Source organism: Streptomyces sp. NPDC033966 (assembly GCF_055575955.1).
On the sequence record NZ_JBVIRQ010000001.1, the window covers coordinates 435,436 to 451,830 of the forward strand.

The window sequence follows — 16,395 nt, forward strand, 5'->3', positions numbered from 1 at the left end:
TCCCGCGCGGGTCAGAGGTCTGTCCGCAGCCGCAGCACCTCCGGCGGCGGGTGGCGTACCGAGCTGTGCCGGACCTCCGCCGCCAGCGGCGGATCCAGCGGGCGGTACGGCACCTCCCCGAACCCGATCGCCGTGACCGTGGCCCCGCCCGCGCCCGCGCCCCCGCCCCCACCCCCGGCGGCCCGCCCGCGCTCCGCGACGGCCGCCGCCAGCTCCGTGCGCAGCACGGCCGAGAGCGGGCTCGACACCAGCGGCGCCTCGTCCTCCTCCCCCGGCAGGACCAGTACGAGCGCCAGCGGGCGGCGCGGGGTGCCGGTGTAGCCGATCACCGCCGCGTCCCGCACGTTCGTGTGCCGGAGCTTGCGCCAGGCGCGCCGCCCGGCCGGGTAGGGCTGGTCCAGCCGCTTCACGACCAGGCCCTCGATGCCGCTGGCGGGCAGGGTCTCGTACCAGGTCTCGGCCAGCTCCGGGTCCGTCGTCATCGGCACCGGCTGGAGCGGCGGGCCGAGCGGCAGCAGCAGGTCGACCAGCAGGGCCCGGCGCCGTTCGTAGGGGCGGGCGCGTACGTCCACCCCGGCCAGCTCCAGTACGTCGAAGGCCGCGTACGAGGCCGGCAGGCTCTGCGCGAGCACCGCGGCGCGGGCCGCGGTGGCCGCCGCCGCACGCCGCTGGACCAGCGCGAAGTCCGTGCGGCCGGCGTGCCAGACGACCACCTCCCCGTCCAGCACGGTCCCGGCGGGCAACTGCCGGGCGGCCGCCGCCAGATCGGGGAAGGCGGCGGTGACGATCCGCCCGGAGCGGGCCTGGAGCGCCACGTCCTCCTCGGTGCGCAGCACGACCATGCGGTGCCCGTCGAACTTCGGCTCGTACGCCAGGCCCGCCCCCCGCGGCAGGGTGCGTACGGCGGCGGCGAGCGCGACCTGGACGGCCGGCGGGGTCACGGCAGGCTCCCGGCCCGTCCGGGGTCGGTCAGCGGGGCGAGGAGGTCGCCGTCGCGGGCCAGCCGGGGCGGGATGTCGTCGGCGAGGAACACCAGGTCGGAAGGGTCGCGGCAGGCTTCGACCTCGGCCCAGGAGACGGGCGCGGAGACGGTCGGCAGGGGCCGTGCGCGCAGGGTGTAGGGGGCGGCGGTGGTCTTGGCGGCGGCGTTCTGGCTGTGGTCGACGAAGACCTTGCCGGGGCGCAGCGCCTTGGCCATGCGGTGCACGACGAGGTCGGGGAGCGCGGCCTCGGCCTCCTGGGCGAGGGCCTTGGCGTACGCGGACACGCGCGCGGAGGGGGCCGGTTCGAGCGCCACGGCCAGGTGGAGGCCCTTGGAGCCGGAGGTCTTGGCGTACGCGGTCAGGCCGTCGGCGGCGAGGCGCCCGCGCAGCCAGAGGGCGGCGGCGCAGCATTCGACGACGGTGGCGGGCGGCCCGGGGTCGAGGTCGAGCACGAGCCGGTCGGCGACGGCCGGGGTGTCGGCCCGCCACTGGTGGACGTGGAACTCCACGACCAGGTTGGCGGCCCACATGAGGGAGGCCAGGTCGCAGACGACCACCTGTTCGGCGCGTTCGTCCTCGGAGCGGGGCACGGGGGCGGTCTTCACCCAGGCGGGTGTGCCGGGCGGCGGGTTCTTGGTGAAGAACAGCTGGCCGTCCGGTCCGTCGGGATAGCGCAGGAAGGAGAGCGGGCGGTCCCTGATGTGCGCGAGGAGGGGGCCCGCGACGGTGGCGTAGTAGTGCAGCACCTCGCCCTTGGTGTAGCCGTTGCCCGGGTAGAGGACCTTGTCCAGGTTGCTGAGCGCGATGCGACGCCCCTCCACCATCGTGATCGGCGTCATACGATGAGATTGCCACGAATCAGGAGGAACCGTGCGATCCATTTGGAACGGGGCGATCTCCTTCGGCCTGGTCAGCATCCCGATCAAGCTCGTGAACGCCACCGAGAGCCACTCGATCTCCTTCCGTCAGATCCATGTGACCGACGGCGGCCGCGTCCGCTACCGCAAGGTGTGCGAGCTGGACGGGGAGGAGGTGTCCTCCGCGGAGATCGGCAAGGGGTACGAGGAGGCGGACGGGTCGATCATCCCCATCACGGAGGAGGACCTGGCGCACCTGCCGATCGCCACGGCGAAGACGATCGAGATCGTGTCGTTCGTGCCCGCCGACGAGATCGATCCGCTCCAGATGGACGCCGCGTACTACCTCGCTGCGAACGGGGCCACGGCGGCCAAGCCGTACACGCTGCTGCGGGAGGCGCTCAAGCGCAGCCGGCGGGTGGCGATCGCCAAGTACGCGCTGCGGGGGCGGGAGCGGCTGGGCATGCTGCGGGTCGTCGACGACGTGATCGCGATGCACGGGCTGCTGTGGCCGGACGAGATCAGGGCGCCGGAGGGGGTGGCCCCGGATGCCACGGTGTCCGTACGGGAAGCCGAACTGGACCTGGCCGACGCGCTGATGGCGACGCTGGGCGAGGTGGAGATGGCCTCGCTGCACGACGACTACCGCGAGGCCGTGGAGGCGATGATCGCGGCGAAGGCGGGCGGGGCGTTCGAACCGGCGGAGGCGGTGGTGGAGCCGGCCGGCGGGCAGGTGATCGACCTGATGGCGGCGCTGGAGAACAGCGTGCGGGCCGCCAAGGCCTCGCGGCGCGGGGAGGGCGGGGAGGGCGGTGCGGAGGCGGAGGTGACCCCGATCCGGCGCGGTGCGGCGGCCGCCGCCGCGCCGAAGGCGGTGGGCGGGAAGAAGTCGACGGCCGGGGCCGCCGGACGGAAGACGGCCGCGGCGGGGAAGACGGCCGCCGCGGGGAAGAAGACCTCGGCGAAGTCCGCTTCGGCGGCCCCGTCCGCCAAGCCGGACGGCAAGAAGTCGACTTCGGCCGCCACGAAGAAGGCCGCCTCCACGGCCAGGAAGTCCACCTCGGTGGCCGCCAAGTCCGCTTCCGCCGCAGCGAAGAAGACGGCTGCCGCGAAGAAGGCCGCGCCGCGCAAGCGGAGTTCAGCCTGATCCGCGAGTGGCCCCCTGGATCCATGCCGGGCGGGCGCGGGCCAGGGCGAAGAGGGCTTCGATCTCAGGGGGTTTGAGGGTCTTCGGCGTGCCCCGCAGGAGGGTCGTCAGGGTCGGGGGCTGGAGGACCAGGACGTCGCGCTGCGTCGGGGACACCTCCACCCGGGAGGCGTCCGCCAGGGCGAGGGCCGGGGTGACCGGCGCGGCCAGCACCCGGGCGGCGCAGGCGGCCGCCCGGCGGATCCAGCGCGGGTCGGGGCGGGGCTCCGCGCGGCCCACCGTGAGCAGCAGGTCCCCGACCTGGGCCCGCTGGCGGCGGCCCGGGACCGTACGGACGGCGAGGACGCCCGGCGGGCCGATGAGCAGGTGGTCCAGCAGTCCCAGACCGGGCAGGGGGACGTCGTGCAGGGCCCGCCAGTCCGAGGCCTCCAGCAGGTCGAGCTCCGCTCCCGTGCGCTGCCGGGCCTGGAGCTCCTGCCGCATGCGGTGCCGGGCCCGGCTGCCCTGCGATCCGTACGCCAGCTCGCCCAGCAGGGTCTCGCCGGGCCGGTTCGGGGCGAGGTCCCGGTCGGGCGGCAGGCTCAGGCCGCGCAGCTCGGCGGGGGTGGGCACCGGGGGCGGGCCGATGGTCCAGCCGCTGGTCAAGTACGGTCGCAGGACCGCCAGTACCGCCTCGCGCTGGTCGTCCGCCAGGACGCTGATCCGGTTGGTCTGCCGCTCGTACCAGGCCACGGCCTGGCCGTCGGGCCGGTTGACGTAGAGCCGGCCGCGGCCGGGCCGGCCGCTCGGAAGGACCTTGAGTCCGCGCATCGGCCTCACCCCCGCCGTCCATGGGAGCAGGCGGCGCGCCCCTGGGCAATCCCTCGGTTGTGTAACAGCTCCGTCGGCTCCCTGCTGCCTTCCTGTTACAAGGTCATCGCCCTACCGCAACGGCCGGGGCCTACTTTTGTGCCGTCCGGAAGCGCCGGACCCTGACCACCTGCCGAGGGAATCCCGTGGAAACCGCCCGCCGCCGCACCATCGTTCGCGCCACCGCCGTGACCGCATGCGCCGGCGCACTGCTGGCACTGCCGACCGCCGCGGCGCTCGCCGACGGAGCGCCGGCCGCCTCCGGCGCGCAGCGGACCCTGGTCAGCAGCATCTCCCTCGCGGACGGCCGGTCGACCGCGAAGGTGTACCGCCTCGCGAAGGACGCGTACCAGGCCGAGATCCTGCGCGCCGGCGCCAAGGTGGCCACCCTGACCAGCCGCGACGGGTCCACCGGGGTCGGCGCCGCCGGTGAGCTGCACGCCGCGCTGCGGCCCGACGGGCGGCTGTCCTCCTGGGTCGGCGACACCGTGCCCGGCGGCGGCTCCCACGCGGTGGCCGGAGACGGGCACAAGACCGGGACCCGGCACGGCGGGGGCGCCGGCGGCGGCCAGGTCGTACCCGCGTCGCTGGACACCCCGGCGGGCACCCCGGTCAAGGGCGGCTCCGGCACCCCCGGCACCGCCGAGGCGCTGCGGCTGAACACGCTGGCCGACGGGCCGGGGGACGGCGTGCTGCTGCTCGCCGCGGGCGGCGGGATCGCCGCCATCGGCGCCGCCGGGCTGGGCTTCGCGATGCTGCGGCGCGGGCGTACGGACGGCTGATCACCGCCTCTCGGCGACAAATGCGGTCGAGCTGCGCATAAGGTTGGCTGGATATCGAGCAGCACCGACCAGCCGCGCGCAGAGGAGGCCATGCACGTGCGAAAGCCCTCCCCCGCGTCACTGCTGGTGGCCGCCCTGCTGCCGCTGGCCGCCGCCTGCGGCAACACCGGCGGGCTCGCCTCCGCCGGGCCGACCCCGACCGCGAGCGGCCCCGTACACCTGTGGCCCGAGCGCCGGGGCGCCGAGGTGCCGCCCGCCGATCCGGGGGGCGCGCCGCCGGAGTACGTACGGGGGCTGCCGAAGGTCACCGGCCAGAACGTGCACGAGGTCGACCCGGTCGCGCTGGTGCAGGCGGAGCTGCGGGCCCATCCGGACATCAGCGTCGGCACGGACGGCATGCCCGCGGAGACCGCCGCCGCCATCCGCGCCTGCGGGAAGATCGGACAGGACCCGGCGACGTGCCCGGTACGGCAGCCGTACTACCGGGACCTCACCGGCAACGGCAAGGACGAGCTGGTGATCGGCATCGAGTTCCCCGACAGGATGATGTCCGTACGGGTGTACACGGTGGACGCCGGCGGCCGGATCAACCGGATCATGGCCACCACCGAGACCGTGATCGGCGTGGAGCTGGCGGGGCGGGACGTCATCCTGCGCGTGCCGAGCGGCAACCCCGGCTACGAGCTGATCACCGCCTGGTCCTGGGACACGAAGCAGCGGACGATGCTGCCGGAGCGCGAGCAGATCGTACGGGTGCCCGCCGGGACTGCCTCGCCGGCGCCGTCATCCTCGCCTTCGCCTTCGCCGTCGCCGTCGCCGTCGAGCAGTCCGTCGGTCGCGCCGTGAGGGCGTGGCTGCCCGCGTGGACGGCCACGCTGACCTGGAAGTCCGCCTGTTTCATCGTGGTGATGTGCTGCGCCCTCGCGGCGGTGCTGGGCGTTCTGGTGCACGTGGAGGTGACCCGGCAGACGGTCGCGGCGGCCCGGGACAAGGCGCTGGACAAGCTGGACGAGGCCTCGTACGCGTACGAGGCGGGCGAGACCCTGCCACCGCAGTCCGGGCTCGACCCCGCGGGGCTGCCGCCGGAGCTGCGGACGCTCGCGCTGAGCGGCCGGCGCGGCACGGTCGTCGGCGAGGCCGGCGGGCGGCCGGTGATGTGGGCGGCGGCCCCGGCCGACGGGCGGGCACTGGCCACCCTCATCGACTACGGGCAGAGCGCCGGGACCATCCGGGGCCTGGACAACGCGATCATCGGCTCCTCCGTGCTGGCCCTCGGCGGCACCCTGCTGGTCGGCGCCTTCGCGGTGACGCGGGTGACGCGCCGGCTGCACCAGACGGCGACGGTCGCGCGCCGGATCACCCAGGGCGACCTGGACGCCCGGGTCGGCGACCCGCGCACGGAGGACCCTTCGCGGCACCAGGACGAGGTGTCGACGGTGGCGGCCGCGCTGGACACGATGGCGGGAACCCTCCAGCGGAAGCTGCAGAGCGAGCAGCGGTTCACGGCGGACGTCGCGCACGAGCTGCGCACGCCGCTGACGGGTCTGCAGGCGGCTTCGGAACTGCTGCCGGAGGGGCGGCCGACGGAGCTGGTGCGGGAGCGGGTGCGCACGATGCGGCAGCTGACGGAGGACCTGCTGGAGATCTCACGGCTGGACTCGGGGAACGAGCGGGTGGACACCGACCTGCACCAGCTGGAGCGGCTGGCACGGCGGGTGGTGCGGGCGTCGGGGCTGGAGACCGAGGTGGTCGTGGTGCGGGACGCGCACGTGGAGACGGACCGGCGGCGGCTGGAGCGGGTGCTCGGGAACCTGCTCGCGAACGCCCACAAGCACGGGCGGGGCCCGGTGGTGCTGACGGTGGACGGGCCCGTGGTGTCGGTGCGGGACCACGGCGACGGGTACCCGGACTACCTCCTCGCGGACGGACCGCAGCGCTTCCGCAGCGGGGGCAAGGGACACGGCCTGGGCCTGACGATCGCGGCGGGCCAGGCGGAGGCCATCGGCGCCCGCCTGGAGTTCCGCCAGGCGGAGGGCGGGGGCGCGGAGGCGGTCCTGACACTGCCGCTGCCCTAGCCGGGCGGGGGTACGGGGCTTGCGGCGCGGGCCCGCCATCTCCCCCTCGACCCCCTGGGGCGGGACGGTGGCTGCCCACCCGCCTCCTCGTCTGCGGGCCGGGGGGCGGTGGGCCGGGGGCGGGGAGCGGGGTCCCCTCGGGCGGTCTCATGGCCGGTTCGGGGGTTTCGGGGCAGGAGAGGCGGGCCCGCCGAAACCCCGCCCCCGGCCCCGCCTCAGCGGCGGCGGCCGCCCCGGGACTTCGTCCACGGCCAGCGGAGCTTCGGCTTCTCGCCCGTCGGGGAGTAGGTGTACTTCCACCCCTTCTGGAGCCCCAGCCGCTTCGTGTACCCCGACGGCACGCGCTCGTACAGCAGTACCGTCGGGGGGCCGCCGTCCGCCGCCGGGACCGGGATCTCGTACCACTTCGGCGGGTGGCCCGTCGGGCCCACGAGGATCGGGAGGACGCGGCCGTCCATCGGCCCGCCCTCGAAGGGGGTCGGTTCGCTTCTCACCCCACCAGTGTCACAGCAGGTGGGCGGCTTCGGAGACCATCGGGATCACGCGGCGGGCCAGGACGCCCGCCGGGCCGTCCGGGCGTTCCAGGGCGAGGGCCGCGCTCGCCGCGCCGGCCGTTTCGGGGTCCGTGGCCGCCGTGGCCGTGAGGAGGGCGATGAACTGGTCCACCAGCCAGTCGCGGAGGGTGGCCGCCTCGGGCTGCTTGCCCTCGTCGATCCAGATCAGGGACGCGGCCTCCACGGCCGTGATCCAGGTGCGGACCATCATCCGCAGGCGTGCGCCCGGGGCGGGGACGCCGAGGTGCAGGAGGATCTGTTCGGCGGCCGCGCGGCGGATGCCGTCCACCGTGGCCGTGGTGCGGGAGGTCTCGACGACGCTGCCGCCCTGCAGCAGCGCGGCGAAGCCGGCGTCGTGCTCGTCGACGAAGGCCAGGTAGCGGTCCAGGACCCGGCACAGCCTCTGGGTCAGCGGGCCCGTCTGGGGTTCGGCGAAGCACAGTTGGAGGACGTCCGCCGCCGAGCGCAGCGCGGCCTCGTACAGCTGCTGCTTGCCGCCCGGGAAGTAGCGGTAGACCAGCGGGCGCGAGACGCCGGCGGCCTCGGCGACGTCGTCGAGGGAGATCTCCTCCGGGGCGCGGTGCGCGAACAACGACAGTGCGGCGTCGAGGAGCTGGGCGCGCCGCTCCTCGACGCTCAGTCTGCGGTACGCCCGTACGGTCATGCCCGCAGAGTAGACGACCCGTCTAGGCGAGGAGGCCGGAGCTGCGCCAGAGCCTGCGGCCGACGCCGCGCAGGACGCCGATGTCGTCGAGGAAGTCGGTGAGCCGCTTCGCGCCGGTCTGCATCACCTCGCGGCGGTGGCCGCTGGCCTTGACCTGGGCGACGGCTTCGCGCCGGTCGAGGCCGACGTTGTCGTAGACGGCGGGGTTGACGAAGGCCACGGAGAAGACGCGGGCGGCTTCGCCGCAGCTGATCCGGGTGAGTTCCTGCTCCCAGCGCGGGGCGGTCACCATCTGGCGGCGCAGTTCCTCGCGGGCGTAGCGGACGTGCCGGGCCTCCTCGATGACGTGGATCCGGGTGACGCCGCGGACGAGGGGCTGGATGCGCTCGTCCGGGAAGGTCAGGCGCTGCATCCAGTCGAGGATCTCCTCGCCGAGGAGGGTGCAGGCGAAGGAGCCGGGGGTGGTGGAGACCGTCTTGAGGATGCGGGCGAGGTTGTGGTTGAGCCGGGTGACCGGGTACTCGGGGGCTCCGCCCTTCTGGATCATGCGGGCGAACATCATCGAGTGCCGGCACTCGTCGGCGATCTCGGTGAGTGCGTACCGGACGTGGTTGCTGGTCAGCGACTTGTCGTAGATGTGCCGGACCAGGAGCTGCATGAGGATGATCTCGAACCAGATGCCGAGGGAGGCGAGGGACGCCGCCTCGTGGCGGGAGAGGTCGATGCGCTGCTCCTCGCCCATCTTCTTCCACATCGGGGTGTCGTAGAGGGAGAGCAGCTCGGGCGGCCAGTAGTACTTGCCGTCGATCGGCGGGGCGTCCCAGTCGAGTTCCCGGTCGGGGTCGAAGGAGTGCTTGGCGGAGGATTCGAGGAGTCGTTCGGCGATCTGCTCGCGGTCCTTGAGGAGGCCGAGGGCGTCCCTCAGCGCGGCTCGTTCCGTCACTGTCGTCATGGCTTCGGGCACCTCGCGGTCGGGTTACCTGCGGTCACCCCTTATGAGACTCCTTGTCAGCAAGGTCGTCAATCCCTCGCGCACGACTTGTTGACCCCGCGTCTACCAACGTGTGACGCTGCCAACTGTCCACTCCCGCAAGGCAGTACGCGAGATCCCTTACGCGAGACGCAGTACGCGAGACGAGGAGGCGTCAGTGTCGACGCACGAGCTCTACACCCAGGCCCCGGACGAGGCCGTGTGGCCGGTCCCCGCCTCCGGCGCGGCCCGCTTCAACTGGGAGTACGACGGGGGGCGCGACCGCCTCCTCGCGCTGTACCAGAAGGGCAAGGACAAGCAGTGGGACGGCGCCAAGCGGATCGACTGGGACATCGAGGTGGACCCGTACGACCCCCTCGGCACCCCCGACGAGACGCTGACCCTCCACGGCACCCGGCACTGGGCGAAGATGACCGAGCGGGACAAGGGCGAGCTGCGCCGGCACTACAGCGCCTGGAACTTCAGCCAGTTCCTGCACGGCGAGCAGGGCGCGATGGTGTGCGCGGCGCGCATCGTGGAGTCCGTGCCGGACCTGGACGCGAAGTTCTACTCCGCCACCCAGACCATGGACGAGGCCCGGCACGCCGAGATCTTCGGGCGCTTCCTGCACGAGAAGGTCGGGATGCTCTACCCGATCAACGACAGCCTCCAGGGGCTGCTCGGCGACACCCTGCGCGACTCCCGCTGGGACATGCCCTACCTCGGCATGCAGGTGCTCATCGAGGGGCTGGCGCTGGCCGCCTTCGGGATGATCCGCGACACGACGGACAAGCCGCTGCCCAAGCAGATCCTCGCGTACGTGATGCAGGACGAGGCCCGCCACGTGGCCTTCGGGCGGATGGCGCTGCGCGACTACTACAAGCAGCTGACGGACGCCGAACTGCGCGAGCGCGAGGAGTTCGTCATCGAGGGCTGCTACCTGATGCGCGACCGGCTGCGCGGGGTGGAGGTGCTGGAGAACTTCGGCATCCCGAAACGGGAGGCGGTGCAGTACACCGAGCAGTCGGAGTTCCTGCACCTGTTCCGCAAGCTGCTGTTCAGCCGGATCGTGCCGTGCGTCAAGGACATCGGGCTCTGGGGGGACCGGCTGCAGAAGGCCTACCTGGAGATGGGCGTCTTCGAGATGGGCGACTCCAACCTCGACCTGCTGATGACCCAGGACGAGGAGATCGCCGAGTCGCTGGACCGCGAGCGCTTCGCGGCCGAGGAGCGGGAGCGGGTGGCTGAGGTGGAGACCGCCATCCAGGAGGGCGCGCAGGCCTGACGGCGCGGGTCACAGGCTCAGGGGGCGTCACCGCTGCGCCAGCGCCGCCTCCATCACCGCCCGCGCGATCGGGGCCGCCGCTCCGTTGCCGCTGATGTCCCCGCGCACCGCCGAGGCGTCCTCGACCACCACCGCGACCGCCACCGCCGGCTGCGGCGCGTCCTGCCCGCGGGCCCAGGCGATGAACCAGGCGTACGGGGTACCGGCGTTGCCGACGCCGTGCTGCGCGGTGCCGGTCTTCCCGCCGACCCGCGCGCCGGGGATCGCCGCGTTGCGCCCGGTGCCGTCCTCCACCACCTTCACCATGAGCTCCTGCACCCGCAGTGCCGTGGCCGGGCTCATCGCCCGGCTCAGGGTGCGCTGGTCGGCGCGCCGCACCAGGGAGCCGTCCTCCTGGGTCGTGCGGTCCACCAGGTAGGGGGTGCGGAGCTCGCCCCCGTTGGCCACCGCCGCCGCGACCATGGCCATCTGCAGCGGGGTGGCCTTGGTGTTGAACTGTCCGATCGAGGACAGCGCCAGCTGGTCGGGGCTCATGTCGGTGTCGAAGTTCGACCGCGACACCCACGACGGCACCCGCAGCCCCTCGTCGTTGAATCCGAAGCGCGCCGCCGCCTCCGCCATCCCCCGCAGCCCGACCCGCACCCCGATGTCGGCCATCACCGTGTTGCAGGACCACTGCACCGCCTCCGCCATCGAGGCCTCCGCGCAGCCCGTGGCCGCGTTCGGCAGCAGGGTGCTGGTGCCGGGCAGCGGGTACGGGTCCGGGGTCCGCGTCGGGGCGTCGACGTCGGTGACCACGCCCGCGTCGAGGGCGGCGGCGGCCGTCACGATCTTGAAGGTGGAGCCCGGCGGATAGGTCTCGCGCAGCGCCCGGTTGAGCATCGGCCTGGTGGGGTCCGCGTTCAGGCGTTCCCAGGCCGCCTTGACCCGCGTACCGGTGCCGGAGAGCAGGCCCGGGTCGTACGAGGGGCTGCTGACCAGGGCCAGGATCCTGCCCGTGGCCGGCTCGATGGCGGCGACCGCGCCGCGCTTGCCGCCGAGCCCCCGGTACGCGGCCTGCTGTACGGCGGCGCGCAGGGTGGTCGCGGCGTTGCCGCCGCCGGGGCGGCCGCGCGAGAGGTCGTACCAGAGCGGGAAGGCGGACAGCCCCGGGTCGGTGCCGGAGAGGACGGCGTCCTCGGCCCGCTCGACGAAGCTGGTCCCGTACGTCTGGGAGGAGAAGCCGGTGACGGGCGCGTAGAGCGGGCCGTCGGTGTAGGTCCGCTCGTAGCGCAGCAGCTGGCCGCTGTCGCGGGAGCCGGTGACGGGCCGGCCGTCGACCAGGATGTCCCCGCGCGGTTCGGCGTAGCGCTCGATGGCGGGGCGCTTGTTGGCGGGGTTCGCCCCGTAGGCGGCGGACTCCCACACCTGCACCCGGGCCACGTTGGCCAGCAGGGCGGCGAGCAGCAGGGCGCAGAAGTACGCGCACCAGCGGATGTAGCGGATCACGCGGCGGCCTCCCCCGGCCCCGGTCCCGGTCCCGGTCTGGGTCTGCGGGCGCTGTCGCTGAGCCGGACGAGCAGGGCGACGATGATCCAGTTGGTGACCACGGAGGAGCCGCCCTGCGCGAGGAAGGGCATGGCCATGCCGGTGAGCGGGATCAGGCCGGTGACGCCGCCCGCGATGACGAACACCTGGAGGGCGACGATCGAGGCGAGCCCGGTGGCGAGCAGCCGTCCGAAGGGGTCGCGCAGCGCGAGCCCGGCGCGGAAGCCCCGGGACACGAGGAGCCCGTAGAGCAGCAGGATGGCGGTGAGGCCGACGAGGCCGAGCTCCTCGCCGGCGGTGGCGAGGACGAAGTCCGACTTGGCGGCGAAGCCGATGAGGAAGGACTGGCCGTGACCGAGGCCGGCCCCGAGCAGGCCGCCGGCCGCGAAGGCGAAGAGGGACTGGGCGAGCTGGCCGGGACCCTCGCCGCGCTCGATGGAGGCGAAAGGATTCATCCAGTCGTCCACGCGGCTGTGCACGTGCGGCTCGAAGGTCCCGACGGCGTACGCCCCGAGGGCGGCGAGCAGCAGCCCGATGGCGATCCAGCCGATCCGCCCGGTCGCCGTGAACAGCATGATCACGAAGAGGCCGAAGAAGAGCAGCGAGGTCCCGAGGTCCCGCTCCAGGACGAGCACCCCGACGCTGAGCAGCCAGATCGCGAGGATCGGCCCGAGCACCCGGCCGGGCAGCAGGCGGAGCTTCCAGAAGAGCCGGCGGCCGGTGAGGGCGAGTGCGGTGCGGTTCGCCGCGAGGTAGGCGGCGAAGAAGAGGGCGAGCAGGATCTTGGCGAACTCCCCCGGCTGGAAGGACAGCCCGGCGAAGCGGATCCAGATGTGGGCGCCGTTGACGGCCGGGAAGAACACGGGGAGCAGCATGAGGGTGAGCGCGGCGGCGACGGAGAGGTAGGCGTACCGCTGGAGCGTCCGGTGGTCGCGCAGGAGCGCGAGCACGAGGACGAACAGCACCACCCCGAGCGCCGACCACCGCAACTGGTCCCCCGCCCCGGGCTCCCCGGGGGTGGCGAGGTCGAGGCGCTGGATGAGGACCAGGCCGAGCCCGTTGAGCAGGACGGCGATGGGCAGGAGGAGCGGATCGGCGTACGGGGCCCTGAGCCGCACGGCGAGGTGCGCGAGCAGCGCGGCGCCGCCGAGCCCGGCGGCGTAGGGGGCTGCGGGCCGGCTGGTCTTGCCGTCGGCCGCGAGGCCCACGTAGAGGTGGCCCAGTACGGAGATCAGGACCGCGCCCGCGAGGAGCGTCAGCTCGATGCCGCGACGCTTGGCGGCGCGGGCGCCGGGGGGCGGGGGCGGAGCGGGCTCCGTCACCTTCGCCGTCAGAGCGGTCATATGGGGAAACGTAGCAAGGTCGCGGCTGGTATGTCCGCTTATGTCATAGGGTGCCGAAGAGTCGTCAGAAACGGTCAGGAGTGAGGAGCCCCGGCTCATGGGACCTGTGGAATTCATCGTCCTCGCCTTCCCGGAGGAACAGCTGCGGGTCCCGGCGGTCGAGGCCGTGATGGGGCTGCGCAAGACCGGGGTGGTGCGGCTGATCGACGGCCTCGTCACGACGAAGACGGCCTCGGGGGAGGTACTGGCCGCGGAGTTCGACGAGTTCGTGGAGCTACGGGGCATCCTGGCCGGCCGTGACGTGGCACGGCTGATCGGCCCGGAGGACGTCAGCGAGGCGGCGGAGCTCCTGGACCGGGGCAGCTGCGCGCTGCTGCTGGTGGTCGAACACGTCTGGGCCCAGGACGCTGCCGTCGCCGTACGGGCGGCGGGCGGGCGGATCGTCGGCTCGGTCCGGATCCCGGCGGAGAGGGTGGGGGTGGCGTGATGTTCATCCGGCCGGTGGGCGTGACGGTCAGGGCGGCGGTCCGCCCGGCAGGCCACCCGCTCCTGCGGGGCCTGCTGCGACTGGCGGCGGGCGCGGCGGAGTGGGCGCAGGCGGAGGACAGCGGGGAGGCGGTGGTGGAGGGGTTCGGGGACGAGTTCGGGGACCGGGTCGGGGACGAGTTCGGGCACCGGGTGGGGGACGGGTTCGGGCACCGGGTCGGGGAGGGGGGCGAGGAGCCTTGGGGGGTGGGGGCCGGCCCGGCCCCCACCGCCGAGGAGGAACCGCAGCCGACTCCCCCGCAAGCCCCCTCCGCCCCCGGCGCGGGGGCCCCGGCGGCTCCACCGCCGTCCGGGAACCTGGTGGCAGAGCTGCGCCAGCTGGCCGACCTGGTCCGGGAGGGCCTCCTGACCCCGGAGGAGTTCACGAGGGCGAAGGCCCGCCTGCTGGGGGGCGGGGGTGCGGGGGCGGAGTCCTAGCGGGACGGAGCCAGGGAGGTTTGGGGGTTTCCCGTCAGTCCCATCGTCCTTCCGGTTCGTGCCGGTCCCTCAAGAGCGCTCCCTTCGGTCGCGTCGCTACGCGATGTCGCTTCGCTCCACTCTTGACCGACCGACCCGCCCCGGAAAGCCGAAAGACTGCCGGGAAACCCCCAAAAGAACGGCACGGTCCATGGTTGGACGGACGGGTCCGTCAGCGATGAGGCGAGGGGCCGGGCGTTGGCCGGCCGGGCATCCGGGCCCCTTGATCCCTGGTCCCGGGCCGGGGGCGCGAGCATGCGCACGAGAGGTTGATCAGAGCGGCCTCCGACGCCCCCAGGCGCACCAGATCGCTACGCGCTCCTGTCGTCTCAGCGCCTGCCGACCACCCTGGGCCGATACCCGCACCAGAGGTTGATCAGAGCAGCCCAGGACGCGCAGGGGCGCGCCAGATCGCTACGCGCTTCTCCGATCTCGGCGTCCCGCGGCCGTCTGGGGTTGGGGTCTAGCGGAGCTGGAGCACGCTTTTGACGCCGGCGTGGTCGGAGGGCCACAGACCTGACGGGGTGCGGTCAGCCTGGCGGTCGCCCACCGTGTGGGCCGTTCGTGCGGTGATGTGGCCGCGGTAGAGGACGTAGTCGATGCGCTGGGTGAGGGTGGAGATGGGGTTGCGCAGGTCGGGGGCCTGGCAGCAGGTGAGGCCGAGGTTGTGGTGGCGGGTGGCGGTCCAGGCGTCCGTGAAGCCGGCGGCGAGGAAGCGGTTGTAGGTGTTGGTGTCGGGGGGTGAGTTGAGGTCACCGAGGAGGACGGCCGGCAGTGTGGTGCTCAGGGGGCCGGTGAGCAGCTCGCCCGCCTGTGCTTCCTGGACGGAGGGAGACCCGGGTTCGAGGTGGGTGGTCACCACCCGGGTCTTGTGACCGTGCAGAGTGGCATCGGCCGCGATCCAGCCGCGCTTCACCTGGATGGGCGGACCGGGCGGGCACCCGAGGGTCGGGCGGCAGATCGGCAGGAAGTTCTGGAACTGGGCGGCCTGCGCATCGGTCACCGAGAAGACCTTCGCGGGCAGGTCGGTACGGGCAAGGAGCACGTCCCGGTCGGTGAACCGGATGTCCTGCAGACCGGTGGGGGTGGAGCGAGGGGCCTCGAAGTCGCTGCCGACGGTGAGGGTGGCCACGGCGGCGTAGTGCTTGCCCCGGGCGGAGAGCTCGTCGAGAAGGATCTGCAGGAAGTCGTACTCGACGTGCGTGGCGCTACCCGGCCCGGCGGGGGTCTGGCTGCGCCACAGCGCCACTTCCTGCAACCCGACGAGATGCGGGTCGCCGTGGGCGATTTCCCCGGCCAGTGCCTTCGCGCGCTCGGGGAAGTTCGTCGCCTGGACGTTCGCGTACACGGTGGTGACGGCGGCGACCAGCGCCTGTGGGTTGGCAGCGGCGAGAACAGGCGCGAGGTCCGCGCCGAAGTAGAGGTTGCGGGTCATGACCCGCAATTGGGTCGACGGCTGTGAGGCCGAGGCAGAACCGGGCGCCAACAGCAGAAGCGCGCCCAGGGCGGCTGTGAACCAGCGGCGAACCATACGGCCGGACCTTTCGACGGAGACGAGGGCATCTCCGCCGAAATCTATGGCGAGCGACCGAACCGGGCGATTCACGTGTAGGCCGAGCGGCCGATCAACGGTCGGCTGTGGTCGCCAGCGACTTCTGGAACCAGGCCACGTCCCAGAATTCGCCGAACTTCCGTCCGACTTGTTCGAAACGGCCGACGAGCCGGAATCCGAAGCGCTCGTGGAGCCGTTGTGACGCGTCGTTGGGCATGGCGATTCCGGCGAGGGCCATGTGGACGTCCTCCTGTGCCAGAACCTCGAAGAGCGAGCTGTAGAGCAGGCCGCCGACACCACGCCCGACGTGCTCGGGCGCCAGGTAGACGCTGGTCTCCACGGAGGTGGCGTAGGCCGGCTTCGGCCGGAAGGGGCCGCTCGTCGCGTAGCCGAGGAGCTTTCCGCCTTCCTCGGCCACGAGCAGGCGGTGGGGTCCCGAGGCAGGATGCGCCAGCAGCCAAGGCCGACGTTGATCGACGGTCAGCGGCTCGACGTCGAAGGTGATCGGCGTCTCGACGACGTAGTGGTTGTAGATGCGGGTCAGCTCTTCGAGGTCATCCTCGACACCAGGCCGGATCTCGGTAGTCATCCACGGGACGGTACGCGGCACTCGTTACGCCACGGTTTCGCCCTCGGGCGGGCCCCACGTGAATTCGTGGCCGGATGAATTGGGGTACGGGTCGGGCGCATCGAATGACACGGCCATGCCCCTTGTCTGTGCAGCTCGACACCGAACAGCCCAGGGCGCAGCGCCATTTGAGGAAGCTCGGAAGCACATCACCCCAGACGGCCCGCAGTCGCCGAG

The 16,395-nt window shown here is 72.9% G+C and carries 17 protein-coding genes; 7 read left to right on the top strand and 10 right to left on the bottom strand.

What is annotated here, in order from left to right:
- Positions 1 to 11: 11 nt before the first annotated feature.
- Both ACZ518_RS02000 and ligD read right to left on the bottom strand, forming a co-directional pair.
- Positions 12 to 941, bottom strand: a complete 930-nt coding sequence (locus ACZ518_RS02000; RefSeq protein ID WP_469111088.1) for an ATP-dependent DNA ligase — start codon at positions 939 to 941, stop codon at positions 12 to 14.
- Positions 938 to 1,822 (bottom strand): non-homologous end-joining DNA ligase, encoded by an 885-nt coding sequence (gene ligD, locus ACZ518_RS02005; RefSeq protein ID WP_469111089.1) that lies wholly within the window; start codon positions 1,820 to 1,822, stop codon positions 938 to 940. Before ligD ends, ACZ518_RS02000 begins: the two co-directional genes overlap by 4 nt.
- Before the next feature lie 31 nt (positions 1,823 to 1,853).
- Between ligD and ku the strand changes: the two genes are divergently transcribed.
- The gene (gene ku / locus ACZ518_RS02010) at positions 1,854 to 2,987 is read left to right on the top strand and encodes a non-homologous end joining protein Ku (RefSeq protein WP_469111090.1); all 1,134 of its coding nucleotides are present in this window, start codon (positions 1,854 to 1,856) and stop codon (positions 2,985 to 2,987) included.
- On the opposite strand, the gene ACZ518_RS02015 is transcribed toward ku, so the two are convergent.
- Positions 2,979 to 3,797, bottom strand: coding sequence for a nuclease-related domain-containing protein (locus tag ACZ518_RS02015; RefSeq protein ID WP_469111091.1), 819 nt, complete (start codon positions 3,795 to 3,797; stop codon positions 2,979 to 2,981). The genes ku and ACZ518_RS02015 overlap by 9 nt on opposite strands.
- A gap of 185 nt (positions 3,798 to 3,982) precedes the next feature.
- On the opposite strand from ACZ518_RS02015, the gene ACZ518_RS02020 reads away from it, so the two are divergent.
- The 3 genes from ACZ518_RS02020 to ACZ518_RS02030 all read left to right on the top strand — a co-directional run bounded on the left by ACZ518_RS02020 (position 3,983) and on the right by ACZ518_RS02030 (position 6,693).
- Positions 3,983 to 4,618, top strand: coding sequence for a hypothetical protein (locus ACZ518_RS02020; protein ID WP_469111092.1), 636 nt, complete (start codon positions 3,983 to 3,985; stop codon positions 4,616 to 4,618).
- Positions 4,619 to 4,708: 90 nt separating this feature from the next.
- The gene (locus ACZ518_RS02025; protein WP_469111093.1) at positions 4,709 to 5,464 is read left to right on the top strand and encodes a hypothetical protein; all 756 of its coding nucleotides are present in this window, start codon (positions 4,709 to 4,711) and stop codon (positions 5,462 to 5,464) included.
- Positions 5,461 to 6,693 carry an ATP-binding protein gene (locus ACZ518_RS02030; protein WP_469111094.1) on the top strand — a complete coding sequence of 411 codons (1,233 nt, stop codon included), beginning with the start codon at positions 5,461 to 5,463 and terminating at the stop codon, positions 6,691 to 6,693. Before ACZ518_RS02025 ends, ACZ518_RS02030 begins: the two co-directional genes overlap by 4 nt.
- A 215-nt stretch (positions 6,694 to 6,908) precedes the next feature.
- Here the strand turns inward: ACZ518_RS02030 and ACZ518_RS02035 are convergent, their stop codons facing one another.
- Genes ACZ518_RS02035 through ACZ518_RS02045 form a run of 3 tightly spaced genes read right to left on the bottom strand, consistent with a single transcriptional unit; the run spans position 6,909 to position 8,863 of the window.
- Entirely contained in the window at positions 6,909 to 7,187 is a 279-nt protein-coding gene (locus ACZ518_RS02035) for a hypothetical protein (RefSeq protein ID WP_469111095.1), read from the bottom strand.
- A gap of 10 nt (positions 7,188 to 7,197) precedes the next feature.
- Positions 7,198 to 7,911: a TetR/AcrR family transcriptional regulator gene (locus tag ACZ518_RS02040; RefSeq protein ID WP_469111096.1), complete on the bottom strand. Its 714-nt coding sequence runs from the start codon at positions 7,909 to 7,911 to the stop codon at positions 7,198 to 7,200.
- 22 nt (positions 7,912 to 7,933) lie between these two features.
- Positions 7,934 to 8,863 (bottom strand): AurF N-oxygenase family protein, encoded by a 930-nt coding sequence (locus ACZ518_RS02045; RefSeq protein ID WP_469111097.1) that lies wholly within the window; start codon positions 8,861 to 8,863, stop codon positions 7,934 to 7,936.
- A gap of 196 nt (positions 8,864 to 9,059) precedes the next feature.
- On the opposite strand from ACZ518_RS02045, the gene ACZ518_RS02050 reads away from it, so the two are divergent.
- A complete protein-coding gene (locus tag ACZ518_RS02050; RefSeq protein ID WP_469111098.1) occupies positions 9,060 to 10,166 on the top strand; it encodes a ferritin-like domain-containing protein in 1,107 nt (368 codons plus the stop codon).
- 27 nt (positions 10,167 to 10,193) lie between these two features.
- Here the strand turns inward: ACZ518_RS02050 and ACZ518_RS02055 are convergent, their stop codons facing one another.
- Together ACZ518_RS02055 and ACZ518_RS02060 are read right to left on the bottom strand one after the other, a co-directional pair.
- Positions 10,194 to 11,654 carry a penicillin-binding transpeptidase domain-containing protein gene (locus ACZ518_RS02055; RefSeq protein ID WP_469111099.1) on the bottom strand — a complete coding sequence of 487 codons (1,461 nt, stop codon included), beginning with the start codon at positions 11,652 to 11,654 and terminating at the stop codon, positions 10,194 to 10,196.
- Complete coding sequence (locus tag ACZ518_RS02060) at positions 11,651 to 13,036, bottom strand: FtsW/RodA/SpoVE family cell cycle protein (protein ID WP_469111100.1); 1,386 nt, start codon at positions 13,034 to 13,036, stop codon at positions 11,651 to 11,653. Before ACZ518_RS02060 ends, ACZ518_RS02055 begins: the two co-directional genes overlap by 4 nt.
- A gap of 97 nt (positions 13,037 to 13,133) precedes the next feature.
- Between ACZ518_RS02060 and ACZ518_RS02065 the strand changes: the two genes are divergently transcribed.
- Both ACZ518_RS02065 and ACZ518_RS02070 read left to right on the top strand, forming a co-directional pair.
- Complete coding sequence (locus ACZ518_RS02065) at positions 13,134 to 13,523, top strand: DUF6325 family protein (protein ID WP_469111101.1); 390 nt, start codon at positions 13,134 to 13,136, stop codon at positions 13,521 to 13,523.
- The gene (locus ACZ518_RS02070) at positions 13,523 to 13,999 is read left to right on the top strand and encodes an SHOCT domain-containing protein (protein WP_469111102.1); all 477 of its coding nucleotides are present in this window, start codon (positions 13,523 to 13,525) and stop codon (positions 13,997 to 13,999) included. The genes ACZ518_RS02065 and ACZ518_RS02070 overlap by 1 nt, the downstream gene beginning before the upstream one ends.
- 502 nt (positions 14,000 to 14,501) lie before the next feature.
- On the opposite strand, the gene ACZ518_RS02075 is transcribed toward ACZ518_RS02070, so the two are convergent.
- Both ACZ518_RS02075 and ACZ518_RS02080 read right to left on the bottom strand, forming a co-directional pair.
- The gene (locus tag ACZ518_RS02075; RefSeq protein WP_469111103.1) at positions 14,502 to 15,473 is read right to left on the bottom strand and encodes an endonuclease/exonuclease/phosphatase family protein; all 972 of its coding nucleotides are present in this window, start codon (positions 15,471 to 15,473) and stop codon (positions 14,502 to 14,504) included.
- A gap of 190 nt (positions 15,474 to 15,663) precedes the next feature.
- Positions 15,664 to 16,179: a GNAT family N-acetyltransferase gene (locus tag ACZ518_RS02080; RefSeq protein ID WP_469111104.1), complete on the bottom strand. Its 516-nt coding sequence runs from the start codon at positions 16,177 to 16,179 to the stop codon at positions 15,664 to 15,666.
- Between the last annotated feature and the right edge of the window lie 216 nt (positions 16,180 to 16,395).